This window comes from Paenibacillus sp. SYP-B3998 (genome assembly GCF_010820665.1).
GTDB lineage: Bacteria > Bacillota > Bacilli > Paenibacillales > NBRC-103111 > Paenibacillus_E.
The window spans coordinates 1-12845 of record NZ_JAAIKC010000002.1; the positions used below are offsets into that span (position 1 = coordinate 1).

Here is a 12845-nt window from a genome sequence, read left to right on the forward strand (position 1 = left end):
AGATTATATTTACTTTTATAACTACCAGCGGTTTCAATCCAAACTGAAACAGCGCGCACCGATTGAGTATCGGTGCGCGCTGGCAGCGTAGCTTTTTTCATCTGTCTACTTGACAGGGGTATGACCAGAGCTTACTCTCGGCTGGTCTTTTTCATTTATTAAAATCATGGAAATATCTATTATATGTTTGATTGCATTTGTCTAAAACTGACTCTGATGGTTCATTCAAATATGTCGCGGTAATGTTAAGTTTTCCTAACCGAAGTTTCCACACTCTATGCCCTTCATTATCAATAAAGCGATCAATAGTTTCTGGTTTGCCAGTACTATCTATATCATCGGATATTATTTCATTTGTCTCATCTTCTTCTATCCGAATCACCACCCCGTTTTGTCGCCACTTTATTTAAAACACACTTACTAGCTTGTATAATTGCTATTCTTTCTCCACCCCAATACCCAACGCCCGCGCAAGCTTCTCTATCGCCTTCCACCTAATCTTGTCATACGTCTTAGAGCTGATCGGATTATCAAACGTTAGGTCATACGCTATGTTGTCGTACTCGAAATGATCTCTATTTAGATACCTTTTTTCCATAAGCGTCTTTTCTTTTGGCTTCATCCGGCTCACAATGCCGTCGATCCTGTCTACGTAGGTTTTCATTGCAGCAGGCCGATCAACGTTGTACGTGGCAATGTCGGCCGTTTGGTCACTTGTTACATTCGTCGGGCTGCTACGTGGCATATCAGAATACACTGCCGTTATCCTGGCTTCTTTCTCTTCGAATACAAGAAACTTGTACATCCGATAGGTTTCCAACGCTTCCTCGACCGCTTTTTTTGTCTCCCATTTATCAAGATCGGGCAGGATTTTAAAGCTCAGCTGCATCAATGATCACTCCTTTACTCGGAGCATTTTGTTGAATAAATCTACAATTTCAGGGAATCTTAACAAACGGTAAAAATCTAACTAACAGGAGATGAGACTATGGGTATATTAAGTGGTAATCCAAAAGATGAACCGATGCACTATGGTGAAATTCATGCCGTGTGGATGGCCTCAACGGTAGCAAAAGGAGCAATATCCTTCTATCAAGCATACTTAAACCATTGTGGTGACAAGGACCTTAAAAAGGTATTGAACGATCTAATTGATCAAGCAAAGCTGGAGAGCAAAGAATGCGATATTCTACTCACCGATAACGGAATTGCACCTGCTCCTACGATGCCCGAAAGACCACCAGTAAAACTCGAAGATATTCCTGCCGGTGCTAGATTTGCAGATCCTGAGATAGCTGCTAAAATTTCAGCAGATACATCGATCGGACTGGTTTCTTGTAGCCAGGCAATGGGCCAATCAATTAGAGTGGATATTGGGGCTTTATTTGCTAAATACCATCTTACTAAAACAGCTTTTGGACTTCGCTTACTCAACTTGAGCAAGGAAAAGGGGTGGCTCATCCCTCCTCCACTTCAAATCAAAAGACCAGAACTTGTTGAAGCGTAGAAACCTTACTTTTATGGAGCCCTGCAATGATGCGGGGCTTTCTTTTTCTTTTATGAACTCCTTTGCTGGAGCTTTCCGTTAAGTTTCTTTACTCTCAAATTCCTCTTGCTTCAAACCCTGTCCCATTACAGCTAACTCCACGTCCACAAGTCGATATTTTAGGACTTCCGTTTCGTCAATCCCACAGCATATACAAGAAACAACCGGAACTAATTTACCGTGTAGCACTTCTGTTCTCGGAATCTTCACCGGTATGTCTACATAGCAGTTGGACTCAAAACGGCCAATCACTTTATGCAGATACATTTCATTCGGGACGCCGAATCTCTTTTGCTCGATTTTCACATAGCTACCGAAATTGATTTCATCTCTGGTCATCTCTCTACTTCCTTCCCTTGTAAGATCTGGTTCGGCCTCCGCTGCGTTAAACGATTTCGGTCGTTTCGGTGGCCTTCGGCGCAGCCCCTGAAGTCACATTGCAGCATGTACATTCCTCCCGTTTATTTCTGTATATTTCTGGTTGCTGGGAAAATATTTTTTAATACTTTGATTTTGAATAATAAATCAAGCCCTCCATTAATATAATGAGAGTGTTAAAATTAACCATGAAAGAGGTGCTATATTATGTCAGACGAAAAACCAGAAAACAATAACGATTCTTTTACCCCAAAAAGTGGTGCGTTACGTCCAGTAGAAGGATTTTTTGATGTTAGGAATAACAATGGTTCCGTACATGCTTCTCTCGAAGGTGTTCCAAAATTAATTTCTGTCTCCGATTCAATTCCTTTAACAACTATTTCGAATCAAGAACCAGTAAATCCAAATGATGAGCAGGTAATTGACGGGAATAACCAAGACATAGAAGGGGTGCAAATTCATATAGAATATCCTCCTTACAACCCCGGTGATAGAATAGAAATTTTTTGGAGAGGTCCAGTGATGACTGAAGAAGAGTATAAAGCACACAGAGAGTGGATAAAAAATGGATGCACTAGGAATACGACGAGCATCTCAGGGGCACCTTCTATAGGTGCCCCTATTTCAGACGAAAAACCAAACTATAGGGAAGGATATGACCCAATAGCCGACCAGTTTAGTACATTAAGGGTACAATTTGATACTAAGAATACTGATGGCTCCATACATGCTTATATCGAAGGTGGTCCTGCTTCCCTTTTCAATGGTAGGGATTCAATATCCATAACCAATACTTTTAATGGCATTACGTTGACAGCTACTCCGCAAGAAGTTGTCGATGATCCGCAGTCAACACCAGGTACGCAGGCAGATTTAGTTGTTACACCTGCGAAACCAATAGACACCCAGAATGGTCTGTATACTGCGAATTATACAGTGATTTTTGATGCCGTTCCCCGAGTAACACCTTAAAACGATGAGAAGTAAAAGTCTTTAAACTACTGAAAGAGGGGGATTCACTGACAATGTATCTCCTTTTTTCTGTTCCCTCCCCAAGTTCGTCCGTATTCAAACCTGTCCGTCATCCCCAGTGACCGTGCCGTTTCATCATTTCGATTACTTCGTCGGCATAAGGCTCGTCAGTGTTGATGACGATATACCGATTTGGTTTCTTTCCTTCTGCATGACGATTTATTGCAATTTCCTCGAATGCTCCGTGAAGCTCACTTCTTTTCTCATCCGTCAAATATCTTTGGATATCATAATTTTTCATGACAGCGAATTTCATTGCCATTCCTTCAGTGTTTGCCAACCCTAACCCCTCCCATGTATTTGAATATTCAAATGGTGTTCATCCTTCGATATGACTGAAATCATGTTCTTCTGCCGTGAACTTTTCCCAAGCCTTTGCTTCTACTTCCTGTGCATCCGTGATGATTTTTTGATAGGCCACTTTGTCCGATTCCGAACCCTTAACTAATTCGCAATCCATGAAGTTCTCGAATTCGTTTCCAAACAAGTGATAGACGCTTTCTGGCTCGTCGCTACCTTCCTCCAACATGCCTGGACATTCCTGTTCCTCACAATACAAACCGTTATCATATTCAAACCATTGTGGTGTCATCATGACGGTTTTTCCGATCAAGTGTTTACTGTGATTTTCTTTACACCACTCTTTGCCGAATTTAACGCTGTCGCCACGTTCAAACTTTATCTTTTGTTCCATATTCGCAACCTCCGCATGATAGGAATAGGTAAGGCTTTGATGTGATCTCTACCTTTTCCCCTCCGCCACACCGTGCGGGCTACTTTCGCAGCACACGGCGTTCCATCTTCTATAGATTTGTGTTAATAGCTTCCAAGTTACTCATTTTGCGATATTGGTTTACCTTAGATAGCATTGCCTCGGTTATGCCAAGGTTTGCAATGAGTTGTTCAATCAATTCATTAGATTTTGCATGTATGAGTACATGGACATCTTTATGAAGAATTCGAAGATTATCAAATCTATCGCCCCCACCCAGATGAATAGGAAGGTAATGATGACAATGGACATATGATGCGAACAGGAACATTCCTGTAATCTCACAGCACCCCATTTTCATGCTGTATCTGCTAATTCTGTTGTCTAAGTACTCAATACTGCGATTGGGAATATTGGATTTCATAAGTTTGACGATTTCTGACCTAATGCCATCCTGTAACTTTTTGTAGACCATTCTTCGCCCCGACTCCGTAAAAGGATTTAACCCGCGACCAAAGCACATATTATTTGTGGTCTTAACATCGCATAAGGGGAAAAGATATGTGTCTTTTATCCGAAATGTTCTATAGGTTGTGCTGTAGAATTTTCGGTAAGTCGGAGGAGCTTTAGTCGGATATTCATACTTCCCAACAAGTCTAAGCCGATTGTAAATGAACGCCCTAAGATCATGAGCAAGACGTGAGAACTCCGGATTTACCTGTGTTGCTTTACAGAAATAATTGTGTATCCCTAACACGAAACTGTTATAAGATTCAGCATTTAGATTGGTTTGCGATTTTTGCATTTTTCTTATATGCTTTTTCGCTTCCAATTTAATTCCAAGCTTTTTCTTTTCGCTAATACCAGTTTGCGCCACTCTCTTTTTGCCCTTTTTAGTTGTGTAAATCGTAAAACCCAAGAAATCGGAGATTCGTTTTCTAAGATTTACTATCTGTGACTTTTCAGGCGAAATATCGAGGTGAAGACGATCTTTGAGATAGAGTCTAACGGCATGGTACCACTTCTGGGCTGTTCTCCAATCACGACAAAGGATTTTGAAATCGTCCGCGTAGCGTACAATGTATCCTTCTTTGAGATTAGTCCTTTTCAATGCGGTCTTAACCCAACTTGTTGAGTAGGAGAAATTCGTCGGGAATGTTTCCCATTGCCTTGCAACCCAATGATCTAAATCGTTTAGAACGATATTCGAGAGTAACGGCGATAAGATGCCCCCTTGCGGAGTCCCTTTTGAGGGAATACCCTCGCCAGAGATTTCAGCCTTTAGCATTTTACTGATAATGCGTAAGACCTTTCTATCTCTGATTCCCATATTCCATAATTGTTTGATTAGAAGGGTATGGTTTACATTGTCAAAGAAACCTTTAACGTCTATATCTACTACGTAGTGTAGACCGACAATGTTGACCAAATGCTGCACTCGGGCTACTGCATGGTGCGTAGATCGCAGCGGTCTGAATCCATAACTGTGTTTGAAGAAATGGGCTTCAGCTATGGGTTCAAGCACTTGTTTAAAGCATTGTTGAGTAATACGATCAATCATACAAGGAATTCCAAGCGGCCGTTTCTTACCATTTGGCTTGGGAATAAGGACTCGTCGTACTTGCTTGGGTTGGTAGTTAGCCAGCTTGTGTTGGATTGTGGATACAATTTCTTCTTCACTCAGAGTTTTAAAGTTCTCTATTGTCTTGCCGTCTGTTCCTGGTGTGGTAGAGCCTTGGTTGGACTTAATCATCCTGAACGCCAGACGAATATTTTCCTTCGAGGAAATTGTGTCGTATAGACGCGTGAAATTTTCTCCGCGTATGGCTCTTGAATGCAAGTCTGTAAAAGTCTCCGTCATGTTGTAATAATCCCAATATCGGATAGCTTGCACTGTGGACTCCTCCTTTAATGGAGCAGTGTTCCCACATTCCTACCTGATCGGTGCAATTCACTTTTGGAAAATTAACTAATTCTATAGAAGACTCAGGGCTATTCCTCCACCCTCATTACAAAGGCTTCATCGGTCATGCCCTTACTCTCACAAGGACTAATGCATTTTGGCTATGCCTTATAGCAACCGTCTAGGTTGACAGACCATTAAATTCGACGTTCCTTGCTTTCCTTGTTCCCTGTATCCTAGCTTTGCGTAGAAATTTTAGGTGTTACCTCTGAGCCTGTGAGTTGGACACCGCCATTGTTCGATGTAATGAATTTCCTAGAAAAAATTTGTACTCTTCATCGCCCACATCAGCTTCTGCTGACACATATGTTTCCATATGTTATACTTTTAGACCCGTACATTCGGTAGTTCGTCAGATCCTAGTGGATCATTCTCACCATGATTTCTTTTTCAGCCATCCGGCATATCCGTTGGCATACCTTCTCTTTCGAGTGGCTGTAGCCTTCGTTCTGCCGACTTTACCTAGCTTCTCACGGAGTAAGCTGTCACTATCGTCAGCAAGTAGGAGCTTAATGGAATGGTTTTGGTATACATGGTTACCTCATTCCCATCCTCGGTTACAGAGTTAGGTTCAGTTGAACCCCTGCCTTTCCTACTGGGTAGCAGTTATGGCAGAACAAGTCGCACATCCTCAGTATTCAGCTGTGTTCATAAGCCTTTTCGAAAAACCCACAAATAACTATGATTTTTCCTTGCATGTTGCTGCTTATAAAGTGGTTTTGGTTTTTTAGTGTTTATAAGTATGAATAAATCTTCTGCAATCAATCCTAATTCTTGGGCTATTTGATAAATTTCGAAATGACTCCATTTTTGCTTGCCACCATAAATCGCATCCTGACATTTACAAAAAATGAATCCACTCTTTTTAGTAATCCTGTTTAGTTCTTCAAGACCTTCTTTGTACATTTGAATAATGTCTGCATGTGTTATATGGCGTGTCGTGTTATAGCATTCAACCATGCCCTTTAGATTACTAATTCGTGCATATGGAGGATCAATAACACTATTATCAAAAGATATGTCGGGGTAAGGTAATTTTCTAAAATCAACCCCTGTTTGGATATCGGTACCTACAACATTGTACTGAGTTCTATCAATATCTTTCCAAAATACACCCCTACCATAAGTAACATCTGCGATAGACTCTCCTGGATTAAAATAAAGTTCTACAGCATTTTTTATTAATCCTGAATTGCAACCCTGGTGAACCGTGTATATTACTTCTTTTTCCTCAACACTCGACATTTATAATCCACCTCACAAGTGAAAACCTCCTACGGCCTGATCTATGATATCTTGATTTATTCCGATGTAGCGCATTGTGATGCTTGGGGCAGAATGATTGAAAATCTCCTGCAGCAATGCCACATCCTTGTATTGCTTGTAAAAGTGATAGCCGAATGTCTTACGCAGCGTATGAGTGCCTATTTCAATCAGTCCGACTTCTGCAGCCGCTTTGTTCAATATTCGGTATGCCTGGACCCTGCCTATGTTTTGTTTGGTGCGGTAACTCTTAAACAATGGATCGCTGTCACGCATGCCCTTTGTGTATGTGTTGATGATTTCGCGGAGCTCAGAGTTGATGGGGAACTTCTTCCTTTTCTTGGTCTTACCCTCGATGATTCGAATGTGTGATTTATTCCGCACATCTCGGACATGCAACTTAAGCAAGTCTCCGATCCGCAGCCCCACATTAATCCCCATGACTAGCAGAAACCAATCTCTATCTGAGTAGCCTTTTAAAACTGCTTTCATCTGCGTCAACTTCTCTACACTTCTTATTGGCTGCACAACCTCTATGGCTCTCCACTCCTTTGTCTATTAGGAACACTAGATATTCATTGAATGACTTGACCTAGCTCGGTTCCTAAAAAAGAGCGAATTCTGTCATTTCTTTTTTTTTCATCATGAAATGAACTCACCAAGCAGCTTTTCAACCTGAGCGACATAATCATTAAAGTTCTTTCCGATCCGTTCTTTCGCCAATTTTACCGCCACCTTGTAACGGTCTGAACGTGTAACTGCTCTGCCTATTGCCACATCGGATACAATCCACAATCAGTCATCATACCGAATAAAGAAGTCGTAGCCTTTATGATTGAAGACTTTCTCTCCGATAACCTTTTGATTGCCTTCACAACGAGTTTGGTCCCCATGACTACTAGGCTTCGAAATTTGGGGCAGGGGGGGCATTCTCGATCATTAGACGAGTGTTTGCTCATCCCGACATTTCAACGCCTCCGAAACGCTTCTAGCATCATTAATCACTGTGACCAAAGCTGCGTACTCTTCAAGGAATTGATAGACATAACAATCTTTTGATTGATTCAACCAATGCTCCCCACATAGTATAATTGCCATATCCTTAGGGTTAAGTCCGTCCCATTTATAGCGGGTGCTTACAAAAATAACTCGTTTAAATTTATTTCTATCAAACTTTCCCTTCATTAGCCGCCATAGTATATCAGCCTGGTTGGTATCCTTTGCTATTATATACAGGTCCAGATCCATTTCCCTCACCACCTCTCACTCGTTCGCCTTGGCTTTAACAATGCATGCCTTACGCTGCTTAACTTCCTTCTTACCGCTGCCCTTCTCTGGATGCTCCTTGTTATGACACGATGCACAGACGCCCTCAAGATTGTCAGCATCAAGCGCAAGCTCTGGGTAATCCTCTAAGGGGTTTTATGTGATGGACAATCGTTGCAAATATCAGCCTCTTCTTTCTAAAGCATTGTTGGCATAGAAAGATATCTTGTTCTAATACATAAGCCCTACACTTTAACCAGGCTGTGCTTTTATAGAATGGCTTGACCTGTTTCATACTTCCACCTCACAACAAAAAAACCTATTCTCGAAAGAAGAGGCTTAAATAAGCATATGCGTTTCTTTAATAGCACCAATGTAACTGAGGTGCTGTTTAAACATACAGCCTCGGTGTCAAATTTCGCCACCAAAGAAAGAAATGGGGCTCGTAGCCGCCCCTCTGACCATTCGGGCATTCACCTGTCCTAGTCCTAATGCTGAAAACCGCATTACGACCGCATATTTTCCAATCTTATAATTTATGACATATAGACCATAGAAGAAGGATATGTGTATATGCAAGCTCGGTGATCCTCGCAAAAAAAAAACATCCAGTGATCTCATCTAGCGCATTGACTGCGGCCCGAGATTAAGGAGGTTTTTATCTTTCGTGAATGAGGTTTAAGGTCAAAAGCACACAATTGCTGCGCTCTGTGTTTAAAGCTCGTTGTACTTAGTTACTAGAGAGATACAAGACGATTATACAAATCAGGTCAAACCTTGTCCAATCCCATATTCAGCCGTTTATGGCTTAATCTAATGTTTTTCCATACGATTACTCGTTCGCATACAAATATTTCATCGACTCTCGTATTTTTGCCTTAACCTTGTCATAGCCTCGTCTAGCTCTTTAGTGTTTAGCACAATCTGATTCCTGATTTCGCTTACTTTTGCTAACTTAGCACACTTGAGTTTGTCTTGAAGGTTTCGAGTTTCTTGCTGTTTCTTCCGTATTTCCTTTGAATATAATCGAGTAAAGGAAGTAGCTCTACTTTAGCATCTACCTTATTCCAATATCCCTTTATATTTCTTTTTGTAATCAATGGGATCGCATAGTGCATTACACTTATTGCGACAATCAAGGCACAAAAAAACACCAATACAATTATTTTAAACCCGACCAAAAATAGTAAAATAAGTAAAATCAAACTTATGATAAAGAGATTTACTGAAAATACCCATAGTAGCGACTTTTCTTTTATCGCAATTAGTTTAGATCCTATAGCGACAATTGTGGTTTCCAAATCCCGCTTGCTATGGACTCAACAACCTCTCCTGCCGCTCAACAACCTTCTGCTTCACACACTCCAGATACACCAACTTATCCACGCATTCTTGCTGTGTATGCTCAATCCATCCTACGAGCGAGTACGAATCCAGATTGACCAGTTCGCCGTATTTCTCCAAACCTTTCTCCTGCTGGTCCACGAATAGTTTTACGACCTCGGAGAGAATGGGATTGGCTGATAGAGCGGCTAATTGTTCGTTATTCATTGTTATAGCACCTCTTCCAAGAATAATAAAAAAAACCACTCTTAATAGAATGACTTGATGAATAGAACAACATTTCCAGTTTTTTTCAGAAAGTTAATTCAAAATAATGTCGAATAATTAAGGAAAACAATTCCAAATATAAGGGAGTTACCACAATGTCTACAGATAACAAATCTCAATACATAACAGATGCAGTAATAAAGCCATCTGCTAGAGTGATTTCCTCAAGTTCCGAACAACGATCTATTGGTAAGCCCTCTGCTAGAATTACTCCACCAAATCCGCCAAAAAAATAAATCAAATAGGAGCGAATCAAATGTCCAATAATAACAACAATTCGATTCCTACACAGTGGGAGGCTTGTCTAATCAAGTTTTGATAAAGAAAAAGCACCTCATTGGTGCTCACTTCTAAATACTATTGAAATCAAAATTAATTGAATTTACCTTAATTTGATTACGTATTTTAACTTTAAAATCTTTATTAGGATTGAAAAACACATAATTAATTCCTTCTTCGTGTGTTGCACTACTGTACTTGATACCGTCATATCCACGACGTTTAAAATACTCCGCAATATATTGAGTGGGTACATAACTAAGTTCTTTTTCATGAGGAGCAATAGGTTTTGAAAACTTAGCACTTATTACTCTTCTGAAACTGTTAAGTGTATCGGCATCTGAACTATTTGGTACCAAGCTAATCAATTTTAGCTCGCGCAATACCTCACATGTGGCAATCGTGATTTCAGCACCTATCCATGGCCTTAATTCTGAAACAACTGTTTTTTCTTCTTCGGCAACATAAAGAAATGAGATACCTTTAGGGTTTAGTCTCCCCGCATTTGCTTTGTCCTGTGGGGGGGCAAACAGATCTTTATCTTCATAAGCTTCCTTTCCATTAATCCTTCCTCGCAAAAATACTTTTTCTGTTGTCATTTCTAAGCAACTTTGTTCGTATTCCGACAAAAAATGTTTGAAAAAATCATGTTCTTCATCTACACGAAAATGGTTATCTTTGAACATTTCTGCAAAACTGTCATAAACTTTTTCTGTATGTTTATCATTGGTCACATATAGAGACATATCCATAAGTCACACCTCTCTTCTCTATTAACCCTTATATCGGAAAAACGAAGGGAATAATTAACAATAAAAAAGCACCCGCAATGGGTGCTTATCGAATCTTAATTGTTTCAACTATCTCCGGTTGCGCCATATTTGCGAAATTCTTGATCTTAAGATAGACGCCATTTTTATTTTTGACGATCTTGAATCTGAATATCCCATAGAAAATATCCACTAATAAACGTTTGATCATTCGACTCATTTCCGCTCTTTCTGGATTAGTATTTTGTCGAAAGTGCAAAAAATGCATCCCATTTAAGACTAAACCCAATGGCAAAGTTTTTACCCGTTATTGTCAAAAGACAGATATGTTCGGAGAACATCGATGCAACAACAGGATGCTAATGGCTGACGTTATATTCACTCTATTAGAAGATGAACTGACGAGGTTTGAGGAAAGAATTCTTTCAGAAAACTACGCTAGCTTTGATAAAAAAGAAAACTTAAAAATCGCTATAATCGAAAAAGAATCCGAATTATCAAAGGTTAAAAAAGCACTATTAAACGCCAAAATAATGAAAGAACGAGATAGCTCCAAACAAGTAATCCACCGTATTGATTATATACGTGATGACAAAGACAACTTAAGTATTACATTCAGCTTTCACTAAAATCTCATTACGTACAAGAAAAAGCTGTTTATGAGAGGCTTTTTCTTTTGGGGTCATAAGCGGACATGGCACCAATGACAAGTTGACATAAGCCTCAATACGAATACCCAATAGATAAGAAAATAGGATTATTTTCTCGTTTCGCTTTGTCAAATGCTTCTTGGTTCCAAGGGAACCATTCCACTGGATTGTGAGCATGTTGCAGTAAGTATGGTGATTTCTCAGCGATTAATCTATTGGGTTTGTTGTTCGTTGTCATGAGGCATCACCTCTTTAGTTGTGTTCTCTGATTAAATTACTAAAGACTTGGACAGCTTCATTTTGCTCGAATCGGGATTACTTCTGTTGCTTTACGATCGTTTTTAAGCTTTCGCTGCACCAACGTTGGGATACAACGATAGCTTTTTATACTTATTTTTCCTTCTTCATCTTTTTTGACAGTGATATTAAGAATAACACTTCTTTGCGTATGAGGGTTATTTTTTAGTTTTGTGGAAATAAAATTACCCAATGAATAAATAACGAATTGCTTCTTTCCCCGTTGAACTGATGGTTGAAGAACATGCGGGTGAGACCCCAAAATAATGTTGGCTCCATGTTTAAACAATAAGTTGACTATTTGCTTTTGTCTCAAATCTGGAGTATGACTGTATTCTTTTCCGAAATGCATATAAATGATCACTAGATCGACCTTTTTTTTCAAATTATGAATATCTTGTAAGAGGTTTTTAATTTGAACCAGATTGACCATCCATGGTTTACTTTTTGGTAAAGCAATACCATTGACCCCTGTTGTATAGGAAAGGATCCCGATTTTTATACCTTTAATCTCCTTGACAAGATATTCCTTGGATGCTTCTAAGGAGTTAAATGTACCCGTATGGTCAATCCCATTTTGATTTAAGATCCGTAACGTACGAAATAAGCCTGCGGCACCATAATCCATGCAATGGTTATTTGCAGTAATTAATACATCGAACCCGGCTCTCTTAAGAGCTGGTGCAAGTTCATCCGGACAATTGAACAATGGACCACGCGATTTTCGGAATATATCCCTTTTTTTACGTGTTCTTCCGGCGAAGGTGGTTTCAAGATTTCCAATTGTCAAATCCGCTCGCTTCAAGTAGGGCGTTACTTTTGTAAAAAGTGAGTCAAACGAATATCTTCCGTTAGGCAGTTTGGCATCAGAAATGATGTAACGTTTAACCATAAGATCCCCAACAGCAGCTATCTGAATTTCAGCCAAAGTCATCCATCACCTTCCTATTTTTTACACAAAATTAATCTTTCTGGTAAAATGAGGCTTTTTGTCTAATTCTTGATCAAGTCTTTTCGAACGGGAACAAATCATTGTGCGATACTCCTTTAGCACACTTTTAGAATACTCGATCACATC

19 protein-coding genes and 1 pseudogene are annotated in these 12845 nt (G+C 39.8%); 4 read left to right on the forward strand and 16 right to left on the reverse strand.

Annotation, left to right across the window (positions count from 1 at the left end):
* Nucleotides 1–91 (forward strand): IS3 family transposase (locus tag GK047_RS30560; protein WP_163943857.1); only part of this gene is annotated, 91 nt, incomplete at its 5' end.
* Between the two features lie 60 nt (nucleotides 92–151).
* Here GK047_RS30560 and GK047_RS07860 read toward each other — a convergent pair.
* Complete coding sequence (locus tag GK047_RS07860) at nucleotides 152–382, reverse strand: hypothetical protein (protein ID WP_163943860.1); 231 nt, start codon at nucleotides 380–382, stop codon at nucleotides 152–154.
* A 54-nt stretch (nucleotides 383–436) separates the two neighbouring features.
* Entirely contained in the window at nucleotides 437–889 is a 453-nt protein-coding gene (locus GK047_RS07865) for an ArpU family phage packaging/lysis transcriptional regulator (RefSeq protein WP_240343854.1), read from the reverse strand.
* A gap of 99 nt (nucleotides 890–988) precedes the next feature.
* Between GK047_RS07865 and GK047_RS07870 the strand changes: the two genes are divergently transcribed.
* Entirely contained in the window at nucleotides 989–1507 is a 519-nt protein-coding gene (locus GK047_RS07870; protein ID WP_163943865.1) for a DUF3231 family protein, read from the forward strand.
* Between the two features lie 78 nt (nucleotides 1508–1585).
* Here GK047_RS07870 and GK047_RS07875 read toward each other — a convergent pair whose 3' ends face one another.
* A complete protein-coding gene (locus tag GK047_RS07875) occupies nucleotides 1586–1885 on the reverse strand; it encodes a hypothetical protein (RefSeq protein ID WP_163943868.1) in 300 nt (99 codons plus the stop codon).
* Nucleotides 1886–2131: 246 nt separating this feature from the next.
* Between GK047_RS07875 and GK047_RS29175 the strand changes: the two genes are divergently transcribed.
* Nucleotides 2132–2896, forward strand: coding sequence for a hypothetical protein (locus GK047_RS29175; RefSeq protein ID WP_205516556.1), 765 nt, complete (start codon nucleotides 2132–2134; stop codon nucleotides 2894–2896).
* A gap of 109 nt (nucleotides 2897–3005) precedes the next feature.
* Here GK047_RS29175 and GK047_RS07890 read toward each other — a convergent pair whose 3' ends face one another.
* The 11 genes and pseudogenes from GK047_RS07890 to GK047_RS07940 all read right to left on the reverse strand — a co-directional run bounded on the left by GK047_RS07890 (nucleotide 3006) and on the right by GK047_RS07940 (nucleotide 10802).
* Nucleotides 3006–3236 carry a hypothetical protein gene (locus GK047_RS07890; protein WP_240343855.1) on the reverse strand — a complete coding sequence of 77 codons (231 nt, stop codon included), beginning with the start codon at nucleotides 3234–3236 and terminating at the stop codon, nucleotides 3006–3008.
* A gap of 39 nt (nucleotides 3237–3275) precedes the next feature.
* Nucleotides 3276–3650: a hypothetical protein gene (locus GK047_RS07895; RefSeq protein ID WP_163943871.1), complete on the reverse strand. Its 375-nt coding sequence runs from the start codon at nucleotides 3648–3650 to the stop codon at nucleotides 3276–3278.
* Between the two features lie 109 nt (nucleotides 3651–3759).
* Nucleotides 3760–5529, reverse strand: a complete 1770-nt coding sequence (gene ltrA, locus GK047_RS07900) for a group II intron reverse transcriptase/maturase (protein ID WP_163943875.1) — start codon at nucleotides 5527–5529, stop codon at nucleotides 3760–3762.
* Nucleotides 5530–6279: 750 nt separating this feature from the next.
* Complete coding sequence (locus tag GK047_RS07905) at nucleotides 6280–6876, reverse strand: DNA methyltransferase (RefSeq protein ID WP_163943879.1); 597 nt, start codon at nucleotides 6874–6876, stop codon at nucleotides 6280–6282.
* Nucleotides 6877–6888: 12 nt separating this feature from the next.
* Nucleotides 6889–7431, reverse strand: a complete 543-nt coding sequence (locus tag GK047_RS07910; RefSeq protein WP_163945214.1) for a tyrosine-type recombinase/integrase — start codon at nucleotides 7429–7431, stop codon at nucleotides 6889–6891.
* A 105-nt stretch (nucleotides 7432–7536) separates the two neighbouring features.
* Nucleotides 7537–7689 (reverse strand): hypothetical protein, encoded by a 153-nt coding sequence (locus GK047_RS07915; RefSeq protein ID WP_163943882.1) that lies wholly within the window; start codon nucleotides 7687–7689, stop codon nucleotides 7537–7539.
* 144 nt (nucleotides 7690–7833) lie between these two features.
* The gene (locus tag GK047_RS07920; RefSeq protein ID WP_163943885.1) at nucleotides 7834–8142 is read right to left on the reverse strand and encodes a hypothetical protein; all 309 of its coding nucleotides are present in this window, start codon (nucleotides 8140–8142) and stop codon (nucleotides 7834–7836) included.
* 15 nt (nucleotides 8143–8157) lie between these two features.
* Nucleotides 8158–8455: pseudogene (locus GK047_RS07925) on the reverse strand (HNH endonuclease signature motif containing protein).
* 655 nt (nucleotides 8456–9110) lie between these two features.
* A complete protein-coding gene (locus tag GK047_RS07930) occupies nucleotides 9111–9461 on the reverse strand; it encodes a hypothetical protein (RefSeq protein ID WP_163943887.1) in 351 nt (116 codons plus the stop codon).
* Between the two features lie 10 nt (nucleotides 9462–9471).
* Nucleotides 9472–9711: a hypothetical protein gene (locus tag GK047_RS07935; RefSeq protein WP_205516702.1), complete on the reverse strand. Its 240-nt coding sequence runs from the start codon at nucleotides 9709–9711 to the stop codon at nucleotides 9472–9474.
* A 410-nt stretch (nucleotides 9712–10121) separates the two neighbouring features.
* Nucleotides 10122–10802: an RES family NAD+ phosphorylase gene (locus tag GK047_RS07940; RefSeq protein ID WP_163943891.1), complete on the reverse strand. Its 681-nt coding sequence runs from the start codon at nucleotides 10800–10802 to the stop codon at nucleotides 10122–10124.
* A 374-nt stretch (nucleotides 10803–11176) separates the two neighbouring features.
* Between GK047_RS07940 and GK047_RS07945 the strand changes: the two genes are divergently transcribed.
* Nucleotides 11177–11449 carry a hypothetical protein gene (locus GK047_RS07945; RefSeq protein ID WP_205516564.1) on the forward strand — a complete coding sequence of 91 codons (273 nt, stop codon included), beginning with the start codon at nucleotides 11177–11179 and terminating at the stop codon, nucleotides 11447–11449.
* A 94-nt stretch (nucleotides 11450–11543) separates the two neighbouring features.
* Here GK047_RS07945 and GK047_RS07950 read toward each other — a convergent pair whose 3' ends face one another.
* Both GK047_RS07950 and GK047_RS07955 read right to left on the reverse strand, forming a co-directional pair.
* On the reverse strand, nucleotides 11544–11708 hold the full coding sequence (locus tag GK047_RS07950) for a DUF255 domain-containing protein (protein ID WP_163943897.1): 165 nt from the start codon (nucleotides 11706–11708) through the stop codon (nucleotides 11544–11546).
* A 57-nt stretch (nucleotides 11709–11765) separates the two neighbouring features.
* A complete protein-coding gene (locus GK047_RS07955) occupies nucleotides 11766–12701 on the reverse strand; it encodes a CapA family protein (RefSeq protein ID WP_163943901.1) in 936 nt (311 codons plus the stop codon).
* Between the last annotated feature and the right edge of the window lie 144 nt (nucleotides 12702–12845).